This is a genomic window from Variovorax sp. OV329 (assembly GCF_900114785.1).
Classification (GTDB): domain Bacteria; phylum Pseudomonadota; class Gammaproteobacteria; order Burkholderiales; family Burkholderiaceae_C; genus Variovorax.
In genome coordinates, this window is the sequence record NZ_FOUG01000003.1 from 312,978 (window position 1) to 331,520 (window position 18,543).

The window sequence follows — 18,543 nt, forward strand, 5'->3', positions numbered from 1 at the left end:
TCAGAGCCGCTCCAGCACCGTTGCAATCCCTTGGCCGCCACCGATGCACTGCGTGGACAGTGCATAGCGGCCGTTTTCCCGGACCAGCACGGAAGCCGCCTTGCCGGTGATGCGCGCGCCCGTGGCGCCAAGGGGGTGGCCGATGGACAGACCGCCACCGTCGAGGTTGACCGTGGCCATGTCCAGGCCCAGGTCGCGGATGCAGGCCAGCGCCTGCGACGAGAAGGCCTCGTTGATCTCCACCACGTCCAGGTCGCCGACGGTCAGGCCGGCGCGCTTCAATGCCTTCTGCGTCGCCGGGATCGGGCCGATGCCCATGATGGCCGGATCGACGCCCACGGTGGCAAAGCTGCGGATCCGGGCCAGCGGTGCGAGGCCATGGCGGGCGGCAAATTCGTCGCTCGTGACCAGCACCACCGCCGCGCCGTCCGTGAGCGGCGAGGAGGTGCCGGCGGTCACCACGCCATCGGCACGGAAGGCGGGCTTCAGCGCAGCAAGGGCTTCCAGGGTGGTTGCGGGGCGGATGCAGCCATCGGCATCGACCACCTCGCCGCTGGCGAGCGTGATCGGCACGATCTCTCCCGCCAGGCGGCCCTGCTCGCGTGCCGCAGCCGCTTTCTGGTGAGACTGCAGGGCCAGCAGGTCCTGGTCTGCACGGCTGACATTCCAGCGCTGCGCCACGTTCTCGGCCGTCTCGCCCATGGACAGGTAGGCGGCGGTGCTGGCCTTCAACTCCGGATTGGGCGAGAAGTTGAAGCCGCCCTGCGGAACCATGCTCATCGACTCCACCCCGACGCAGAGGAAGGCCTCGCCCATGCCGGCCTCGATCTGCGCGGCGGCGATGTGCACCGCCTGCATCGAGGACCCGCAGAAGCGGTTCACGGTCATGCCGCCGACCGACTCCGGCAGGCCGGCCAACAGGCCGACGATGCGCGCCAGGTTGTTGCCCTGCGCGCCTTCCGGGTAGGCACAGCCGAGGATCACATCCTCGATCAGTGCCGGGTCGAGGTCGGTGCGCTGCAGCACGCCCTTGACCACCTGCGCGGCGAGCGTGTCGGGCCGCACCTCGGCCAGGCGGCCCTTGCGGGCGAAATGAAACGGCGAACGGGCATAGGCGCTGATCAGTGCTTTCATGGGAGGTTCTCCTTGGGTCGCGACGCACTGCGAATGAAGCACGTCCGGCGATCCTGATGTGGTGATGAGGTCAATGTTGCGCCTGCACCTCGATGGCGTAAAGGACGTATATCGTCATGGTTCAGGACATCGGACAAGCGAAACCAAGCATGCACCGCATCGGCTATGTATTCCCGGACGGCTTCCAGGTCATGGCCTTCAGCACGCAGGCCGTGTTCGAGTTCGCCAACCTGCTGGCGGGCAGGCCGGTCTACGCGATCGAGAACTACGCGCTGGGCGGCGGTGCGGTGCGCGCTTCGGTCGGATTGAGCGTGCAAGCCCGTCCGCTGACGGTGCGCAGCAGTGCCGACACCTGGATGGTGGCCGGCGTGGTCACGCCCATCGCGCAGCCGACCGATCCGGAACTTCTGCGCCTGATCGCCAGGCTGGGCGCCCGCGCGCGGCGCACTGCCGGCCTGTGCACCGGCGCCTTCCTTCTGGCGGACGCCGGCCTTCTCGATGGCCATCGCGCCACGACCCACTGGGCCTGGGCCGATGCGCTCCAGCGGCGCCATCCTGCGATCCAGGTCGAGGCAGACCGCATCTATGTCAACGACGGGCCGCTGTGGACCTCCGCGGGGATGACGGCCGAACTCGACCTGGCACTGGGACTGGTCGAGAACGACCTCGGTGCCGAGCTCGCCCGCTCGGTGGCGCACAGGCTGGTGATGAATCAGCGTCGCTCGGGCGGCCAGTCGCAGCACTCCGAGATGCTCAAGCTCGCCCCCAAGTCCGATCGCATCCAGCAGGTGCTCGAACATGCAAGGCAGCGCCTGGCCCAGTCCCTGAGCGTCGAGGAACTGGCCGAGGTTGCGCACCTGAGCCCCCGCCAGTTCAGCCGCGTGTTCATTGCCGAGACGGGCCAATCGCCGGCCAAGGCGATCGAGGGGCTGAGGCTGGAAGCGGCCCGCGTCATGCTGGAGAGCGGGCGGCATCCGCTCGAAGTGGTCGCGAGGGAAGCGGGCTTTCGCGACCGGCGTCATCTGCGCGAAGTCTTCGTTCGTGGCTTCGGCGTGCCGCCGCAGGCGGTGCGCCGGGAGGCGCGGTTGCCACGGGCCTGATTCCCGATCTTTGCGATCGCGACAAAGCACTGGTGCCGCGCGGCGGGTTTTTCCATGGCGCCGCCGACCCCAAACTTCCTCTTGACCGGCCGGTCGTTCCATCCACACCCGTCAAAGGAAACCTGCAAATGAACCCATTGAGCCCAAGCGCTTCGCGTGCCTCCAAGGCGCTGCGCATTCTCCAGTCGACCGGCGTCTCGCTGGCACTTGCCGTCCTGTCCGTGCTTCATGCGCCGGTGCATGCGGCCACTGCGGCAGCGCAGAAGCCGACCATCCTGCTGGTGCACGGCGCATTCGCCGAGTCGCTCAGCTGGGAGGCGGTCATCGAGCGCCTGCTGGCGGACGGCTATCCGGTCGTCGCGGCTGCCAATCCCCTGCGTGGGCTGACCAGCGATTCGGCGTACGTCGCGAACCTGGTGGACACGATTCCCGGACCCGTCGTCATGGTGGGCCACTCGTACGGAGGCGCCGTGATCTCGAACGCTGCGCTCGGCAAGCCCCGGGTGAAGGGGTTGGTCTTCGTGGCGGCTTTCGCGCCGGACAGCGGCGAGGCACTCGGCGAGCTGGGCGAGAAGTTTCCCGGCAGCACGCTGGGCTCCGCGCTGGCACCGCCAGTGAAATTGCCCGACGGTCATGTGGACCTCTATGTGCAGCAGGCGAAGTACCGGGACCAGATCGCCGCGGACGTGCCCGAACGCGTCGCGGCCCTGCTGGCGAGCACCCAGCGCCCGGTTGCCGCAGACGCCTTCAGCGACAAGGCAGGCAGCCCGGCGTGGAAGCAGATCCCGTCGCGATTCATCTATGGCACGGCCGACAAGGCCATCGCGCCGCCGCTGCTCGAGTTCATGGCACGGCGCGCGGGCTCGCGGCACACCGTCGCGGTCCAGGGCGCATCTCACGCGGTCCTGGCATCGCATGCCGCGGAGGTTGCCCAGCTCATCGAGGAAGCGGCGGCCAACTGAGGCCGGGCCTTGGCGACCGAACCGATGGAGCACTCGCAATGCCGGTATTGCCCATGTCCCTCGCGAAGCGTTCACGAGCGATGACAAGAGAGCGCTTGCCGATGCGCTGAACCTTGCCCTGCACGAAGCGCTCGCCACGCCCATGGACGACCGCTTCATCGTCATCAGCGAACACGGCGAAGACGAACTGTTCATCCACCCGGGCTTTCCTGGCCTGCAGCCCTCGCCGCCTCGTGCTGCGGGGGCTGCGCCTTGTGGCCTTGCGACGATGCGATGGATGCCGGTCACCGCAAGCTGACCGCATCGTGCACGGTGTATCGCGTCCGCTGCCAGGGCGGTGCGGGGCGCATGAGCGGGGCCGCAGCCCCTAGCACTCGGGTTGCAGCGAGAGGCTCAGCAGGGTGTAGATGGCGGCGCCGGGCTCCCGCGACGGCCTGAAGCCGAAGCTTCGGCCCAGCGCGATCATTCCCTTGTTCTCCGACATGGTGGTGCCGACCAGCTTCCTGACGCCGGACTGCCTGGCCAGGTCCACGAGCGCAGTCAGCAACTGCCTGCCCAGCCCCATGCCCTGCCATTCGTCGGCGACGACGATCGCGAAATCGGCCTGCGCGTCCGGCTGGTCGATGAAGTAGCGCGCCACACCCACCTGCCGTTCAAAGCCGTCGATGTCGACCGTCGCGACCACCGCCCCCTCGCGCGAGCGGTCGACGTCCGTCCAGCGCCGCAGTTCTTCGGCGCTGGGGGTCCGGGCCGACATCAGGCGCTGGTAGCGGGTGCGCGGTGACAGGCCGTGCACGAACTCGCGCTCACGCTCCAGGTCGCCGGGGGCGATCATCCGCAGGTGGACGGCCATGCCGTTCGCGACGAGGTGCACATCCGGCCATGCCGCGATGGCGCCGCTGGTTGCAGGCGGGGCGTAAGGGGTAGGGGCAGCGGTGGCCTGAAGCTGTGCCGGACGAAGCATGGTGCTCTCCTGGATGCGGTCAGACGGTGCCGATGTCCGGCAATGCGAATTCGCGGCCCACCATCGCCCGGGCGAAAAGGTAGTTGCAGCGGCCGCGCTCCGAGAGGGCATGCAGGTCGACTTGCCCGGTGGCGTCGCAAGGAAATGCAAAGCCGCGGCCGTGGTGGAACAGCGATCGGAAGCGGATCTGGAACTGGCCGCCCGACGAGACCGAAATGCGCTGGGACATGGTGGCTACCTCCGGTGGGTTGGCATGCCTCCAATCTAGCCACGCGGTGATGCCGGAGAAAGGCGTTCCACGACAACGCGCCATTGCCGCCGCCGCAACAATGCGTGGTCATCGTCCACCTGCGGCAGTGCGGTCCGCTGTTGACGAATCCGCAAAAGGCTTCTGCGGGCCAGGTGCTTACCAAGGCGGTCTGCCCTGCCTAGAGTCATGTCATCTTCTTCCCTCGCGCAAAAGGATGGCGATATGACCCAGCAGCCTCTCTACTTCGACGACCTCAGGATCGGTGACCGGTTCCAGAGCCCCACCTACGCGCTGGATGCCGAGGACATCAAGCGCTTTGCGGCCGAGTTCGATCCCCAGCCTTTCCACCTGGACGAAGAGGCCGCCCGCGGCACGATCTTCGGTGGCCTGGCCGCCAGCGGCTGGCATACCGCGGCCATCACGATGCGCCTGCTCGTCACCGGCGGCCCGAAGCTGGCCAACGGCATCGTGGGCGCCGGCGGCGACATCGAGTGGAAGACGCCCGCCCGTCCCGGCGACGTGCTGCACGTGGACAGCGAAGTGGTGGAACTGATTCCCTCGCGCTCCCGGCCGGATCGCGGCCTGGCGGTGCTGCGTGCCACCACGCTCAACCAGCGCGGCGACACGGTGCAGGTCGTGAACGCCAAGCTGATGGTGAGCAGGCAGTCCGCTGCGTGAAGCTTGCGCAACAACCCAGGAGAAGCGCATGGTCCAACGCAGGAATGTGGAGTTCGAGGTCGACGGTGGCGTGAAGCTGCGCGGCTGGCTCTTCGTGCCGACGGGCTCGGCGCCGCGGCCCGCCATCACGATGGCGCACGGCTATGCCGGTGTGAAGGAGCATGCGCTCGAGCCTTTCGCCAAGGCCTTCGCGGAGGCTGGCTTCGTGGTGCTGCTGCACGACCACCGCGGCTTCGGCGCGAGCGACGGCCTGCCTCGACATGATGTGGACCCCTGGCGGCAGGTGGCGGACTGGCGGCGGGCCATCAGCTACCTGGAGAGCCTGGACATCGTCGATCCCCTGCGCATCGGCCTGTGGGGCACCAGTTATGCGGGTGGCCATGCCATCGTGCTGGGCGCGACAGACCGGCGGCTGCGCTGCGTGGTGGCGCAGGTGCCCACCATCAGCGGCTTCGAGCAGAGCCTGCGACGCGTCGCGCCGGAGAACGTCAGGCTTTTCGAGGAACTGCTTGCAGACGACGACCGCGCACAGTTGCGCGGCGAAGCCCCGCGGCGCCAGGCGGTGGCCAGCGCCGACCCTTCCCAGCCGGCCTCCTACCGCGCCAGGGATGCCGTCGACTTCTACCTGCAGCCGCTGTCCGGTGGCGTGTGGGAGAACAGCGTGACGGTGCGCTCCACGCGAGCCGCGCGCATGTACGAGCCCGGCCACTGGATCGCCCGCGTGTCGCCGACGCCGCTGCTGATGGTGGTGGCGACGCACGACACGATCACCCTGACCGACCTGGAGCTGGCCGCCTACGAACGCGCCCTGGAACCCAAGCGCCTCGTCAGCATCGAAGGTGGCCACTTCGACCCCTACGTGAGCGGCTTCAGCCGGTCGAGCAGGGCAGCCGTCGAGTGGTTCACCCAGCATCTGGGGTGAGCGTGCCGGGTCTATGATGCCCCTCCGCATCCGAAACGGAGGAGCACCATGGACCGCATTTCGGCGATGAATGCCTTTGTCCGTGTGGTCGAGGCAGGCACCTTCACCAAGGCCGCCGATACGCTGGACGTGCCCAACGCCACCGTCACGCGCCTCATCCAGAGCCTGGAAGAAGACCTGAAGGTGCGGCTCCTGCATCGCACCACCCGCTCCGTCACCGTCACGCCCGAGGGAGCCACGTACTACGAACGCGTCGTTCGACTATTGGCCGACCTGTCGGACATCGAGTCCTCGACGCGGATGTCGCAAGGCAAGCCGGCAGGGCGGGTGCGCGTGGAGGCTGCCGCCGCCATCGGGGCCATGATCATCGTGCCCTCGCTGTCAGACTTCTATCGCCAGTATCCGGAGGTCGAGGTGGACCTCGGGGTGAGCAACCGGCGCACCGACGTGGTGGCCGATGGCATCGACTGCGCCATCCGCGCCGGCGAGGTCAGTGACCAGCAGATGGTGGCACGGCGGATCGGCGTGTTCGACTTCACCACCTGTGCATCCCCTGAATTCCTCAAGGCCTGCCGGGCGCCCCTGGCGCCCCAGGACCTGGCGAAGTGCCCGACCATCGGCCTGGCCTCGACCCGCACGGGGCGCGCCCTGACCTATCAATTCCTGGACGCAGATTCTGGGATCGAGCTGAACCTGGAGCACAAGCTGGTCGTGGACGATACGAACTCGTACGTGGCTGCCGGCGTGTCGGGCCTGGGCATCATCCAGTCGCCCAGCTACGCGGTCGCAGGCGCCATCCGGGCGGGGCAGCTGGTGCCGCTGCTGCAGGACTGGCGCACGCCCACCAAGCCCCTGAGCGTGCTCTACGCGCCCAACCGGTACCTGAGCGCGAAAGTCCGTGTCTTCATCGACTGGACCATCGCGCTCTTCGAGCGGCATCCCGACATGCGCCGGGACTGAATTCAGCCCGCGCCGAGCGCCTGCTGCGCCTGCAGGACGGCCGTGCGCAGGCGCGCCATGCCGGCGTCCCGGATGCCGTGCTGGTCCAGCGCCCGGACCATGGCGTCGTAGTAGGCGCGGGATGTGCCGATGACGCCCCGGCCGGTGCAGATCAGCCGGGCGACGTCGGCTGCCGGGTGGCCACCGATGTAGCGCTCGTGCTTGCGGTTGACCACGAAGGCCAGGGCCTTCGGCCCATGCGGCGCATCGTCGACCGCCACCCACCGCGCGTCGTAGGCGCCGGCAAACATCTCGCGCCGCCAGAGCAGCTGCAATTCCGCACGCGCCTTGCGCGCCTCGATGCGGAACAGGAGCCCGCGGCAGGCGCCGCCCCGGTCCAGGCCCAGCATGGCCCCAGGCTCCTGCGGTGTTCCCCGGCCGATGAAGGTGCGCAGGCAGAAGCTGCGATGCCAGCCGCGTACCCGGGCCGGGCGCACTTCCGCCGCGTCCATGGCCGGGTTCCACATGAGCGAGCCATAGCCGAAGACGTGGACGTCCTGCGTCGGGTCATGCTCGCTGAGCGCTTCCTCCAGCGTCTGCTGCAACTGCTCGTCGCTGCGCACCCTCACGCCCGGAGATGGGTTGGCGCGCAGCGTGTCGACCAGCGTTCCGAGGGCCAGCCGCTGGCGCGTCAGTTGCTGCTCACTGGCGTCGAAGCCGGACAGCGGGATGTCCATAGGCAAGTCCTCGGGCGCGTTCACGCCGCCGCACCTTGCGCGGAGCGCAAGGACCTGAAACTCGCGCGAAGCTCCTCCGTGAAGACCTTGGGTTGCTCCCACGCCGCGAAGTGGCCGCCCTTGGCCAGCTTGTTGAAGTGAATCAGATTGGGGTAGGCCTTCTGCGTCCAGCTGCGAGGTGCCGCGTAGATCTCGTCCGGAAAGACGCTGACCGCCACCGGGATGGTGACCTTCTTCACCGCGAAGAATTCCAGCTTGTTCTCCCAGTACAGGCGGCCGGAGGACACGGCTGTCCTGGTCAACCAGTAAAGGGTGATGTTGTCCAGGATGTCGTCACGCGTGAGCCCTTCTGTCTTGCCGTCGAACACGCGGGCGATGAGCGCCTGGCTTGCCGCGTCATGGTCGAGCATCCAGGCGGCCAGGCCGATGGGCGAATCCTCCAGCGCGTAGAGCGACTGCGGCCGGTTCGACATCTCGATGGCGTAGCCCAGGCCATGCTTGTAGAACGAATCCAGCTGGCCGTAGGCATGCAGCTCGTCGGCGGCGAGGCCCGCGGGCGCCGGCTTGCCCAGCTTGAGTGCCAGTGCAATATCGTCCGGCACGGTGGCGGGCATGTTGACGTGGATGCCCAGCAGCTCCGGCGGCGCCAGCAGCGCGAGCTGTTCCGACACGGCGTCGCCCCAGTCGCCGCCCTGCGCCACGTAGCGCGTGTAGCCAATGCGCCGCATCAGCACGGACCAGGCGCGCGCCACGCGCACGGGGTCCCAGCCGGTGCCCGTCGGCTTGCCGGAGAAGCCATGGCCAGGAATCGAGGGAATGACCACGTCGAAGGCGTCCTCCGCACGTCCGCCGTGGGCCGTCGGGTCGGTCAGCGGGCCGATCACCTTGAGCTGCTCGATGATGGAACCTGGCCAGCCATGTGTGATGATGACCGGCAGTGCATTCGCATGCCTGGAGCGCACGTGGATGAAATGGATGTCGACGCCGTCGATCTCCGTGAGGAATTGCGGCAGGGCGTTCAGTTTCGCCTCGGCCTTGCGCCAGTCGTGGTCCGAGGTCCAGTACTCGGCCAGGCGCTGCATGGTGGCCAGTTGCACGCCTTGCGATTCGTCCGTCACCGTCTCGCGCGTGGGCCAACGGGTCGAGAGAATGCGCCAGCGCAGGTCGATGAGCGCCGTTTCCGGAAAGGACACGCGAAAGGGCCGCAGCGCATCGCCGAAGCCGGCCGGCGTGCTGTTCGCAGGCAAGGCGGACGCGAGACCCGGCACGGCCATCAGCCCGAGGCCGGCGGCGCCGACACCCAGGAGGCTGCGCCGGCTGAGAAGTCGCTGCCCTTCATGCCGGGCGATGGATTCAGAGGAAGACATGACGAGTACTCCGTGTTCTTGATGCGTGTTCAGCTGCGATAGCGCGGCGCCGCATTGGCGTGCGAGAGGTTGGGAGCCAGCGCCTGCCGGGCCGCCTCGAAGCGGGCCCAGTCGCTTGCATCGGGCAGCGCGGGGATGGTGACCAGTTCCTTCTGGTCGAAGCCGGCCAGCGCCGCGTCGACCATGTCCTCGGCACTCATCACGATCTCGCCCGGCAGCGCTTCGACCGGCACGCCGGCCAGGGCCCAGAAATCGGTGCGGGTGGCGCCCGGCAGCACGGCCTGCGCCTGGATGCCGTGGGGGCCCAGTTCGCTTGCCAGCGATTGCGTGAAGGCCAGCACGAAGGCCTTGCTGCCGCCGTAGGTGCCGTTGAGCCGTTCGGGCGTGATCGCGACGATGGACGCGATGTTGATGATCGCGCCCTGGCCGCGTTGGACCATGCCAGGCGCGACCGCACGGGTCAGGCGCGTCAGGGCCGTCACGTTGAGCTGGATCATGTCGTCCAGCCGTTCGGGGTCGGAATCGACCAGGGTGCTGGTCGCCCCGAGCCCGGCGTTGTTCACGAGCACGCGGATGCGCTCGTCGGACTGCAGCACCTTCTCGACGCGCAGCACGTCGGTGCGCACGAGCAGGTCGGCAGGCAGCACCTCGACCTTTCGGCCGGTCTCGGCACGCAGGCGCTGCGCCAGGGCCTCGAGCTTGTCGGCGCTGCGCGCCACCAGGATCAGGTCGTGGCCGCGGCGTGCCAGCCGGTCGGCGTAGATGGCGCCGATGCCGGTGGATGCGCCCGTCACCAGGGCCACGCCTTTGGAGTTGTCAATCGTTGTCATGGGAAAGTTCTTTCAGTTTTGGGGGCGGTGCGGCAGCCGGAAGCTGCCGCTGAAGTGCTGTGTTTGGTGGAGGCTCAGAACGGGTCCTGCGGCGAACGTGCGGCCAGGCGGGCGTCGGCGCGCACCTTGGCGCGATCGACGAAGCCGGGCGACACGACGGCAACGCCCTGGCCGTAGCTGTCGGAGTAGCGGTCCGGGCCGTGCGAAGTGGCCACGGCTTCGTTGCGCACGCCGCCACGGTCCGCGGGCGAGGAGGGCAGCGCGGTCACCCGCGACTGGGCCAAGTCCGAGTAGGGGTCCTCGCTGTGCGCGGCGATGACGGCCTCGGCGCGCACTGCTGCGCGGGAGTTGGCCGACACGGAGGGCGTGACGCCTTCGTAGGTTTCGGCATGTGCGCCGATGGCGGCCAGGAGCGACAGGGCTGCGGCGGCGACGATCTTCGAGCTGTTCATTTCGGTTTCCTTGGATGGTTGAGTGAGCGATACAGAACGTCGAATGACTGCCCTGTGGGACCAAGTTTGTGGGCTGCCATCGCAAAGAAAAACCACCCGATCCGGAGAGGCGCGTTGTCGAGATCGCAACAATGGCTGCGCATGGCTGGCACCAGCCGATATTTGCGAAGTGCGCAACAACGCATTGACGATTGCCGTCTTTTTCCGCAGCCCGCAGCTTCCTAGAGTGCTGTCCAAGAGGTCCTCTCTTCGAGTGGCCTCGATGAAACGGAGACCCGCCATGTCCATCTCGATCAAGGCAAGCGCCACTACCTCCAGGACCCACCAGGGCCAGCGCTTCGGATGGCTCATCAAGCTCGCGCAGGCGGTGGTCATCGTCCTGGGCATCTGCAGCGGGTATTCGATGGCCGTCAGCCACCAGGAAGCGCTGAAGGCGGCCGATGCCAGGAAGCCGGCGGTCTCCAAGCCTGTGCGTGCGTTGCGGATGGCGTCGGCCGAGCAAAGCGGCCCCGTCGTGCGGCCGATCACTCACTAACGCGTCAAGACAAGAGGCCTCGCCGGAATCACTCCGGCGAGGCCTCTTGCCTTGCGTGCCCGCTACGACCGCTGCGCAACGTCGCCCCAGCCACCCCCCAGGGCCAGGAACAGACTGACCTGGTCCGCGGCGACGCGGGTCTGCGCGGCAGCCACGCTCTGCTCGACCGTCGCCAGCGTGCGAAGCGCATCCAGCACCGCGAGATAGCCGATGCGTCCGGACTCGTACAGGCGCTGCGTGTCCTGCGCGGCCTGCTGCGCCTGCGTGCGGGCGGCCTGCAGGGTGGCCCAGCGCTCCTGGTCGCGTGCATAGACCTCCAGCGCGCTCTCGGTCTCCTTGAGCGCAGACAGCACGACGCCGTCGAATCGCGCAAGGGCGGCTTCACGTTCGGCCTCGGCCGTATGGATGCGCGCATGCGCACGCGTCCTGTCCGGGAACTCCCAGGTGATCAGCGGGCCCAGCGAGAACTTGAAGCTGTCGTCGCGGAAGGCGTGCTCCAGGGTGCCGACCGAGGCGATGGATGCGCCCAGGGCCACCTTGGGATAGAGGTCTGCCTTCGCGACGCCGATCCGGTCGCCAGCGGACAAGGCTTCGAATTCGGCGCGCCGGATGTCCGGGCGGCGCTTGAGCAGGCTGGCACCATCGCCCACGGGAAGCGGCTTGCCAAGCAGCGGTTCCTGCACGCAATCCTCCAGCTGCCGGGGCAGCTCCTGCGGTGCCTTGCCGGTCAGCGCTGCCAGGCGGATCCAGGCCACGCGCTTTTGCGCGAGCAGGGTGGGGATCGTGGCGCGGATCTGTTCTTCCTGCGCGGACGAACGCGCCACGTCCACCGACGAAGCGCGGCCGTTGGTGGCGAGGCGCCGGGTGAGCCCCGTGCTCTGCGCCTGCAGGTCGACCTGGCTCCTGGCGATGAGGATCTCGCGGCCGGCGGAACACATCTCCAGGTAGGCGCGCGTGGTCTCCGCGACCACCGTGACGCGGACGGCGTCGCGCGCGCCGGTCGCGGCGCCCACGTCGGCTTCCGCCGCATCGAAGCTGCGCTGGATCTGCCCGAACAGGTCCAGCTGGTAGGACACGCCGAAGCCCGCGCCATAGACCCACTTGCTGGGCAGCGGCTTGCCAGGGTGCAGCTCTTCCTGCGCCGAGCGGCGGGCAAAGCCGGTGTTGGCGCTCAGGCTGGTGGTGGGTTCCTGGGCGGCGCCCGCCAGGTCGAGCGCTGCCTGGGCCTTCTGCAGGTTGGCGGCGGCCACGCGCAGGTCGGTGTTGGCTGCAAGCGCCTGCTGCACCAGCTCGTCGAGCGCGCGGCTGTCGTACAGGTGCCACCAGTCGTTCGGAACAGGTTCCTGTGCGACGTTCGCGTGGTGCTCGTCCATGAAGGCACCATGCGCCGCCGGCTTGTTCACGGCCGCGTCGTCCGGCATGGCCGGCGGCGCGCTGACGCTGGTACAGGCGGCCAGCAAGGCCGCGGCAACGAGGCCGAGCCACCGGAGCCAGGGACGGGATGTCATGGCTGCACTCCTTCATGTTCGTTTGCCGCAGGCCGGCTGGAAGCCACCACGTCGACGCTCACCGTGCGGCCCATGATGAGGCGCCGGTCGTCGGGCAGGGTGTCCAGGCGCACGCGAACCGGGATGCGTTGCGCGAGGCGCACCCAGTTGAAAGTCGGGTTGACGTTGGCCAGCAGGTTCGAGCTCGCGCTGCGCTCCCGGTCCTCGATGCCGGCGGCAATGCCTTCGACGTGGCCGGTCAGCGCATTCGCCTCGCCGATGAGCCGCACGCGCACCGTGTCGCCGACGCGCACGCGGGCGATCTTGGTTTCCTCGAAATAGCCCACGACGTGGATCGAGTCCTTGTCGACCAGGGCCATGGTCGGCCGCCCGGTGGTGGCGTAGGTGCCGGGGCGCAGGTCCAGGTTGGTGACCCAGCCATCCACTGGCGCCACCACCTGCGTGCGTGCCAGGTTGACCTTGGCGTTGTCGACGGAAGCGGCCGCCTGCGCCAGCGCGGCGTTGAGCTGCTCCAGCTTCTGCGAGCTCTGCTCGCTCACCTCGGCGGGCACCAGTTCGCCCAGGGCCCGGTTGCGCCGGTTCTCGCGCTGCGCCTGGGCAATCTGCGAGCGCAGGCCGCGCACCGAGGCTTCCGCCTGGTCCAGCGCGATGCGCGGGCGCACCGGGTCGATGGAAAAGAGCAGGTCGCCCTTGTGTACTTCCTGGTTGTCGTGCACCGCGATCTTCTCCACGATGCCCGACACGTCGGGCGCGATCTGCACCACGTCCGCGCGCACGCGGCCGTCGCGCGTCCACGGTGCCTCCCGGTAGTGATGCCACAGCGCGACGCTCGCCCAGGCGCCGGCGGCGACGAGGACGGTGGTGATGCCTACCTTCACAATCTTCTGAACGGGAATGGTCATGGTTCTTTACCCCAGCAGGTGGCCCAGGGAGTACTGGAATTGCGCCGCCGCAGAGGCCAGGGCCAGCCAGAGCACGGCAAACAGCGCGAGATTGAACAGCGGCGGATGCCAGATCCACCGGTAGCCCCCGGCCGCGGCCAGGAGGCGATGAAGGACCCCCAGGACCACGGCGGCCAGGAGCGCCGTGGCGAGCGCCACGTCGATGAACATGCCAAAGAGATTGATGTCGGCGATCACGATGCGGCTCCTTGTGCAGCGGTGGCCACGGCGGCGTTGCCCGGCGGAAAAAGACCCAGCCGCAGGCCTGCGGCGGCGGCCAGCGCCTGTGCCCGGCGGGGACTGGGCGCGGCGGCGATCAGCTGCGAGATGGCGCGGTCGATCGAGTCCTGTGCGGCCGGCGCGGGCAGGGCGTCGGGGCGGGTGAGCCGCTGCCGGAAATGCGCGGCCACCTCCTTGAGCGCGGCGTCGATGGCCGAGCGCATGGATGCATCTGACTGCGAGGCGACATCGCGAAGGTCGAGCACGTTGACTCCCATCCTCAGGTCGTCCATGGCACGCTCGGCCCTCGCACGGATCACGCCTCGCGCTCCGGCCATGCGGGGCAGCAGCAGGCCGATCCGATCCATCATGCGGCTGCCCCATTGGAAGCGCAGGGTCGCCGAGCGCCCCTCGGCCATGGCCGCCAGGTCCTGCCACGCCGCATGCATGAGCCGGCGCACGCTGGTTTCGGCGCTGATGACACGGGTGAGCGAGGTGACGACGAGTGCGATGACGACACCGAGCTCCGTGCCGATGGCGGTGGACACGAAGCTGCTGAAATCGCCGGCTTGCTGCGGCTGGACCGAGATCAGGGTGACAGCCACCAGTTCGAAGCCGATGGCCGGCACCGCCCACTTGGGCATCGAGAGGAAGAAGGCGTCGATGAACAGCAGCGGGGTCAGCGCCAGGGCGAGCGAGAGGTAGCCATCCAGGGCCGGCAGAATCGCGAACACATACAGCGCCGCCACCGGCACGGCGGCAGTGCCCGCCATCAGCATCAGCTTCTGGAAGGGCCGCGGATCGTCGATGAAGGCGAACAGACAGCACCCGACCGCGGCGATGCCCATGGTCACCGTGCCCTGGTCCCACCCCAGCAGCCAGCACAGCGCGCCGGCTGAGGTCACTGCGCCTGCGGCGGCCAATCCGGAGATCGCCGCCACGCCGCGATCGACGTGCAGCACGCGATGGGACGCCTGGGAAAGGAGCGCACGAACCATCTCGTCCGGCGCGGCTGCGGGGTCTTCCAGGTGGTGCATCAGCGCCAGGCATTCGTCCCACACCTGCACGAGTTCGGCCAGCCGCTCCATGGCGCCGAGCACCAGCAGGTCGCGGTCCTGCAGGTCGGGCCGCGCGGTGTCGACAAACGCGCGCAGGCCGGCGATCAGGCGCTTGCCTTCCTCCGCATCGAAGGGCTGCGCCAGATGGCGGCGCACGCCTTCGAGATGCGCTTCGATGCCGGCCAGCGTGCGTTCGTCCGCGGGGCCGACGGCAGCAAGGCGGTCTTCCACGCCGGCCAGCAGCGGCAGCAGGGCGAGCAGGCGTTCTTCCAGGGCAGTGGCCAGCCCCAGCTCCTGCGGCGTGATGCCCGGCTCGAAGCGCAGCACGGCGGCCAGGGTGCGGGCTTCGGCGAGGTCGGCCCCCAGGCGTGCCCGGGCCTTGGCGGCCAGGCCGTCTGCCGCGTTGGCGCCCAGCCCCTGGATGATCCAGTGCCTTGCATCCACGATGGTGGCCTTGAACCTGGCGGCAAGCACCGGCTTGACGCCGCGGGGCGCAGCGATGGAATGCACCACCATCGAGATGACCGCTCCGAGGGCGACCTCTTCGACGCGCCACAGCGACAGATCGAAGGCCGACTGCGGCGAGTTGGCCAAGGGCATGCCGATCAGCGGCAGGGTGTAGGCGGCCAGCAGGAACACGTAGCTGCGCGGGCTGCGGTCCAGCAGCGACGCATAGAGAAGCAGCGCGACCCACGCGGCGACCCCGAGGATGAGCACTTCCGGTGCCACGTTCAGGACCGGGATGAGCAACAGGATGCCGAAAGCCGCCAGCAGCGTGCCCAGCACCCGGTAGGTGGAGCGGGAGATGACCGAGCCGGAGACGGCACCCAGCTGCTGGCTGGTGAGGAACACGGTCAGCGCCGCCCAGCCGGGGTTGGGCAGGTTCAGCCAAAGCGCGGCCAGCATGGCGGCAAGCGCCGCACCTGCGGTCTTGGACGCAAAGACGAGGCTGCGTCTGTGGGTGGGAAGCATCGGGTTGTCTCCGCCTGGGTCATCCAGGCATGCCGAGACTCTAGGAGGCGCCGTCCTTTGGAGTTAGAGGCCTGGCGGCAAAGGGCTCTTCTTCCGGTTGCAACAATCCGCGGCCGCCGCCGCAGTGAAATGCAGTTTTGACGCGAACGCCGTGGCGGACCGGTCCGGCCGCGACTACCTTGGATGGGTCACCCATTCGAAAGGACGCGAAATGAACAATCTTCTGCAGGACGTGCTGGAGGCACATGGCGGCCTGCGCCGCTGGAACGAAATGAACACCGTGCGGGCACGGATCGCCACCGGCGGTGGCCTGTGGGCGCTCAAGGGCCTGGTCCAGGATGCCGCGCCGCGGCAGATGCAGGTGTCGCTGCACGAGGAGTTCGCCTCGGTCGCACCCTTCGGCCAGCCCGACTGGCGCACCAGCTTCAGGCCCGGTCGCGTGGCCATCGAGACGACCGCGGGCGAGGTGGTGCGCGAGCTGGCCGATCCACGTGCGTCCTTTGCGGGCCACACCATGAATTCCCCCTGGAATCCGCTGCACCGCGCCTATTTCAACGGCTACGCCATGTGGACCTACCTCACCACGCCCTTCTTCATGGCGATGCCGGGCTTCGAGGTGAGCGAGATCGAGCCGATCGCGGAGGGCGAGGAAACCTGGCGCGGCCTTCGCGCGAAGTTTCCCAGGCACCTTGCCAGCCACAGCGACGAGCAGGATTTCTACTTCGGCGACAAGGACTTCCTGCTGCGCCGCCACGACTACCACGTGGACGTGGCCGGCGCCTTCCCGGCGGCACAGTATGTCGACGGCATGGTGGAGGTCCAGGGCTTCAGGATGCCCACGCGCCGGCGTGCCTATGTGCGCGGGCCCGACATGAAGCCGGTGCGCGACCTCCTGATGGTTGCCATCGACCTGAGCGGCTACCGCTTCTCCTGAGCGCGTGCGCCTGCGGACCGCGGCTGTTCATTTTCAGATGCAGCAATAGAACGTTTCGCGGAGCGCTCTTTTTCCAGGCGAGCAGCTTCCCTACATTCGAATCAACCGATTCAACCAGGAACTGACATGAACACCGATCCGATCCAAGAGGCTGGCCGAAGGGCCCCGGTCGGGTCGGCGTTTCACCTGCTGCCCACCGCCGATGCGCTGGACGCGCTGTACGGCATCTTCTTCTCGCTGGGCTGGTGGTGCACGAAGACAATCATCGCCAGCCAGCCGTCACTTCTGGGCAGCCTGCTGATCGGAATGCTCCCCCTGGCTCGTTCGGCTGCGCAAACAGCCGCCCGTCGCGTCGACTGGCGTGCTCGCGCTACGGGTTCGAGAAAAGCGCCGTCCGGACGCGCGGCGGGCCACGCCGAACTGGTGCCCGGCCTGCTTGCCCTGCGCTACCTGGCGTTCAGCCTGCCTGCCTTCGCCGCATGCCTTCTGGGCGGCTATTTCGGACTGCAGGCGATCTCCATCGGCTATGGCCTGGCCACCGCGTCCCTCGCCCTGACCACCGCGTGCCCCAAGGGGCAGGGCGCTCCGGCCGGCGCCGGCACGCGCTCGCCGGCCCGGATTCCATGCGCCTGCGCGCGGCTTCATGCCTGAGCGGGCCCACCTTCTTCACAGACAACAGCGACTCCAGGAGCCCGCATGAACTCCCAAGCCCCACGCACCAACGTGCTGATCCATCACCCGGACCCAATCCTGTCTGCAGGCCTGGTGGCCGCATTGCGCCAGCACGGCATGTTCGAGGTGTTCGTCCACGGCGTCGACAACCTGGGGGCCGACGGGCCCGTCATCGACGTCGTCATTGCCGACTACGAGGGCGCCATGCGGCATCTCGAGTCTCCCGGGCCCCGGTCCATGAGCCTCTGGAGCAGGGCCCGGGTCCTCGCGCTGACGGCCAACGATCGCGAGAACGACATCCGGCGCGCCATCGAAGCGGGAATCCACGGCTACGTGCTCGTCGGCGGCGCGATCGACGAGCTGGTCGACGCGGTCAGCCATGCGGCCGGCGGTTTGCGTTTCATGAGCCATTCCGTGGCCCAGCGCATGGCGGACAGCCTCACGCGGGCCGTGCTGACGGCCCGCGAGATCGAGGTGCTGACGCTGGTTGCGTCGGGGCAGCCGAACAAGTCCATCGCGCGCACCCTGTCCATCGAGCTGACGACGGTGAAGTCCCACATCAGTGCCATCCTGGGCAAGCTGGGCGCCACCACGCGCACGCAGGCCGCACGAATCGCCGCCTCGCGCGGGCTGGTCGGCGACTACGCACTGGCGTCGCCGCTTGCAGCCTTGCCGCTGGGTGTGCCTCACCACGGGTCGGCACTGGCGGTGTAGCCGCGAACCAAGCGTGATTCGCCGGGCCCCGCGCGAACGTATGTCGCGCGGGGCCTTCGTTCGTCTGCACGCTTGCTGCGGCGCTCCCCCTTCCGGCGTAGATGCGGCCCCTGCATCTGCCCGTGCCGCCGGATGCCTTGCGCCTCTACGCTGGAGCCGGATCCCGATCCTTCCTCTTTTTTCTTCAGATCCCAGGAAACATCATGACCACAGCACTTCATTCGAAGAAGGTTCTCTACACCGCGCGTGTCCATACCGCCGGCAACCGCGACGGCGGCGTTTCGCGCAGCGATGACGGCCGCCTCGACATCACGCACACCGCGCCGGGCAAGGCCGCCCCGGGCACCAATCCCGAGCAGTTGCTGGCCGCCGGCTGGTCGGCATGCTTCCAGGGAGCCATGGCACTTGCGGGTGCGCAGCTGAAGGTGGCACTGCCGGCGCAGACCGCCGTCGATGCCGAGGTGGACCTGGTCCTTGGCGAAGACGGCTATGCCCTGCAGGCGCGCCTGAAGGTCAGCCTGCCCGGCCTGGATCGACAGGTGGCCCAGGCCCTGATCGATTCGGCGCAGAAGACCTGCCCGTATTCGAAGGCCGTGCATGGCAACGTGCCGGTGGAGTACACGCTCGCCTGAGGGCGCGGCGCACGGAGGCCCGG

22 protein-coding genes are annotated in these 18,543 nt (G+C 68.3%); 10 read left to right on the forward strand and 12 right to left on the reverse strand.

Features of this window, described 5'->3' with window-relative positions:
• Window positions 1-1,134 carry a thiolase family protein gene (locus BM345_RS06625; RefSeq protein ID WP_093376895.1) on the reverse strand — a complete coding sequence of 378 codons (1,134 nt, stop codon included), beginning with the start codon at window positions 1,132-1,134 and terminating at the stop codon, window positions 1-3.
• A gap of 149 nt (window positions 1,135-1,283) precedes the next feature.
• Between BM345_RS06625 and BM345_RS06630 the strand changes: the two genes are divergently transcribed.
• Both BM345_RS06630 and BM345_RS06635 read left to right on the forward strand, forming a co-directional pair.
• Window positions 1,284-2,234 (forward strand): GlxA family transcriptional regulator, encoded by a 951-nt coding sequence (locus BM345_RS06630; RefSeq protein ID WP_093376899.1) that lies wholly within the window; start codon window positions 1,284-1,286, stop codon window positions 2,232-2,234.
• Between the two features lie 128 nt (window positions 2,235-2,362).
• Window positions 2,363-3,196, forward strand: coding sequence for an alpha/beta fold hydrolase (locus tag BM345_RS06635; protein ID WP_093376901.1), 834 nt, complete (start codon window positions 2,363-2,365; stop codon window positions 3,194-3,196).
• Here BM345_RS06635 and BM345_RS29635 read toward each other — a convergent pair.
• The 3 genes from BM345_RS29635 to BM345_RS06645 all read right to left on the reverse strand — a co-directional run bounded on the left by BM345_RS29635 (window position 3,171) and on the right by BM345_RS06645 (window position 4,389).
• Window positions 3,171-3,395 (reverse strand): hypothetical protein, encoded by a 225-nt coding sequence (locus tag BM345_RS29635; protein WP_139237473.1) that lies wholly within the window; start codon window positions 3,393-3,395, stop codon window positions 3,171-3,173. The genes BM345_RS06635 and BM345_RS29635 overlap by 26 nt on opposite strands.
• Before the next feature lie 168 nt (window positions 3,396-3,563).
• Entirely contained in the window at window positions 3,564-4,160 is a 597-nt protein-coding gene (locus BM345_RS06640; protein WP_175544923.1) for a GNAT family N-acetyltransferase, read from the reverse strand.
• Window positions 4,161-4,179: 19 nt separating this feature from the next.
• Window positions 4,180-4,389, reverse strand: coding sequence for a hypothetical protein (locus tag BM345_RS06645; RefSeq protein WP_093376906.1), 210 nt, complete (start codon window positions 4,387-4,389; stop codon window positions 4,180-4,182).
• 243 nt (window positions 4,390-4,632) lie between these two features.
• Between BM345_RS06645 and BM345_RS06650 the strand changes: the two genes are divergently transcribed.
• From BM345_RS06650 to BM345_RS06660, 3 genes are read left to right on the forward strand one after another with little or no spacing between them, the layout of a single operon-like run.
• On the forward strand, window positions 4,633-5,088 hold the full coding sequence (locus BM345_RS06650; RefSeq protein ID WP_093376909.1) for a MaoC family dehydratase: 456 nt from the start codon (window positions 4,633-4,635) through the stop codon (window positions 5,086-5,088).
• 28 nt (window positions 5,089-5,116) lie between these two features.
• The gene (locus BM345_RS06655; RefSeq protein ID WP_093376911.1) at window positions 5,117-6,010 is read left to right on the forward strand and encodes an alpha/beta hydrolase; all 894 of its coding nucleotides are present in this window, start codon (window positions 5,117-5,119) and stop codon (window positions 6,008-6,010) included.
• 48 nt (window positions 6,011-6,058) lie between these two features.
• On the forward strand, window positions 6,059-6,970 hold the full coding sequence (locus tag BM345_RS06660; RefSeq protein ID WP_093376914.1) for a LysR family transcriptional regulator: 912 nt from the start codon (window positions 6,059-6,061) through the stop codon (window positions 6,968-6,970).
• Between the two features lie 2 nt (window positions 6,971-6,972).
• On the opposite strand, the gene BM345_RS06665 is transcribed toward BM345_RS06660, so the two are convergent.
• The 4 genes from BM345_RS06665 to BM345_RS06680 all read right to left on the reverse strand — a co-directional run bounded on the left by BM345_RS06665 (window position 6,973) and on the right by BM345_RS06680 (window position 10,335).
• Window positions 6,973-7,686 (reverse strand): gamma-glutamylcyclotransferase, encoded by a 714-nt coding sequence (locus BM345_RS06665; protein ID WP_093376917.1) that lies wholly within the window; start codon window positions 7,684-7,686, stop codon window positions 6,973-6,975.
• Window positions 7,687-7,706: 20 nt separating this feature from the next.
• Window positions 7,707-9,053 (reverse strand): epoxide hydrolase family protein, encoded by a 1,347-nt coding sequence (locus tag BM345_RS06670; protein ID WP_093376920.1) that lies wholly within the window; start codon window positions 9,051-9,053, stop codon window positions 7,707-7,709.
• Between the two features lie 29 nt (window positions 9,054-9,082).
• Window positions 9,083-9,883, reverse strand: a complete 801-nt coding sequence (locus tag BM345_RS06675) for an SDR family NAD(P)-dependent oxidoreductase (RefSeq protein WP_093376922.1) — start codon at window positions 9,881-9,883, stop codon at window positions 9,083-9,085.
• Window positions 9,884-9,957: 74 nt separating this feature from the next.
• Complete coding sequence (locus BM345_RS06680) at window positions 9,958-10,335, reverse strand: hypothetical protein (RefSeq protein ID WP_093376925.1); 378 nt, start codon at window positions 10,333-10,335, stop codon at window positions 9,958-9,960.
• Between the two features lie 280 nt (window positions 10,336-10,615).
• On the opposite strand from BM345_RS06680, the gene BM345_RS06685 reads away from it, so the two are divergent.
• Window positions 10,616-10,870, forward strand: a complete 255-nt coding sequence (locus BM345_RS06685; RefSeq protein ID WP_093376927.1) for a hypothetical protein — start codon at window positions 10,616-10,618, stop codon at window positions 10,868-10,870.
• A 62-nt stretch (window positions 10,871-10,932) separates the two neighbouring features.
• On the opposite strand, the gene BM345_RS06690 is transcribed toward BM345_RS06685, so the two are convergent.
• From BM345_RS06690 to BM345_RS06705, 4 genes are read right to left on the reverse strand one after another with little or no spacing between them, the layout of a single operon-like run.
• Window positions 10,933-12,378, reverse strand: coding sequence for a TolC family protein (locus BM345_RS06690; protein WP_093376929.1), 1,446 nt, complete (start codon window positions 12,376-12,378; stop codon window positions 10,933-10,935).
• Window positions 12,375-13,280, reverse strand: a complete 906-nt coding sequence (locus BM345_RS06695) for an efflux RND transporter periplasmic adaptor subunit (protein WP_093376932.1) — start codon at window positions 13,278-13,280, stop codon at window positions 12,375-12,377. Before BM345_RS06695 ends, BM345_RS06690 begins: the two co-directional genes overlap by 4 nt.
• 6 nt (window positions 13,281-13,286) lie before the next feature.
• Window positions 13,287-13,517 carry a DUF1656 domain-containing protein gene (locus BM345_RS06700; RefSeq protein ID WP_093376934.1) on the reverse strand — a complete coding sequence of 77 codons (231 nt, stop codon included), beginning with the start codon at window positions 13,515-13,517 and terminating at the stop codon, window positions 13,287-13,289.
• Window positions 13,514-15,568 (reverse strand): FUSC family protein, encoded by a 2,055-nt coding sequence (locus BM345_RS06705; RefSeq protein ID WP_093376937.1) that lies wholly within the window; start codon window positions 15,566-15,568, stop codon window positions 13,514-13,516. Before BM345_RS06705 ends, BM345_RS06700 begins: the two co-directional genes overlap by 4 nt.
• Window positions 15,569-15,779: 211 nt before the next feature.
• Between BM345_RS06705 and BM345_RS06710 the strand changes: the two genes are divergently transcribed.
• The 4 genes from BM345_RS06710 to BM345_RS06725 all read left to right on the forward strand — a co-directional run bounded on the left by BM345_RS06710 (window position 15,780) and on the right by BM345_RS06725 (window position 18,520).
• Window positions 15,780-16,502 (forward strand): hypothetical protein, encoded by a 723-nt coding sequence (locus tag BM345_RS06710; protein ID WP_093376940.1) that lies wholly within the window; start codon window positions 15,780-15,782, stop codon window positions 16,500-16,502.
• A gap of 126 nt (window positions 16,503-16,628) precedes the next feature.
• Window positions 16,629-17,153, forward strand: a complete 525-nt coding sequence (locus BM345_RS06715; RefSeq protein ID WP_093376942.1) for a hypothetical protein — start codon at window positions 16,629-16,631, stop codon at window positions 17,151-17,153.
• Between the two features lie 45 nt (window positions 17,154-17,198).
• A complete protein-coding gene (locus BM345_RS06720; protein ID WP_093376945.1) occupies window positions 17,199-17,888 on the forward strand; it encodes a response regulator transcription factor in 690 nt (229 codons plus the stop codon).
• A 203-nt stretch (window positions 17,889-18,091) separates the two neighbouring features.
• The gene (locus tag BM345_RS06725) at window positions 18,092-18,520 is read left to right on the forward strand and encodes an Ohr family peroxiredoxin (RefSeq protein WP_093376947.1); all 429 of its coding nucleotides are present in this window, start codon (window positions 18,092-18,094) and stop codon (window positions 18,518-18,520) included.
• Window positions 18,521-18,543 lie beyond the last annotated feature (23 nt).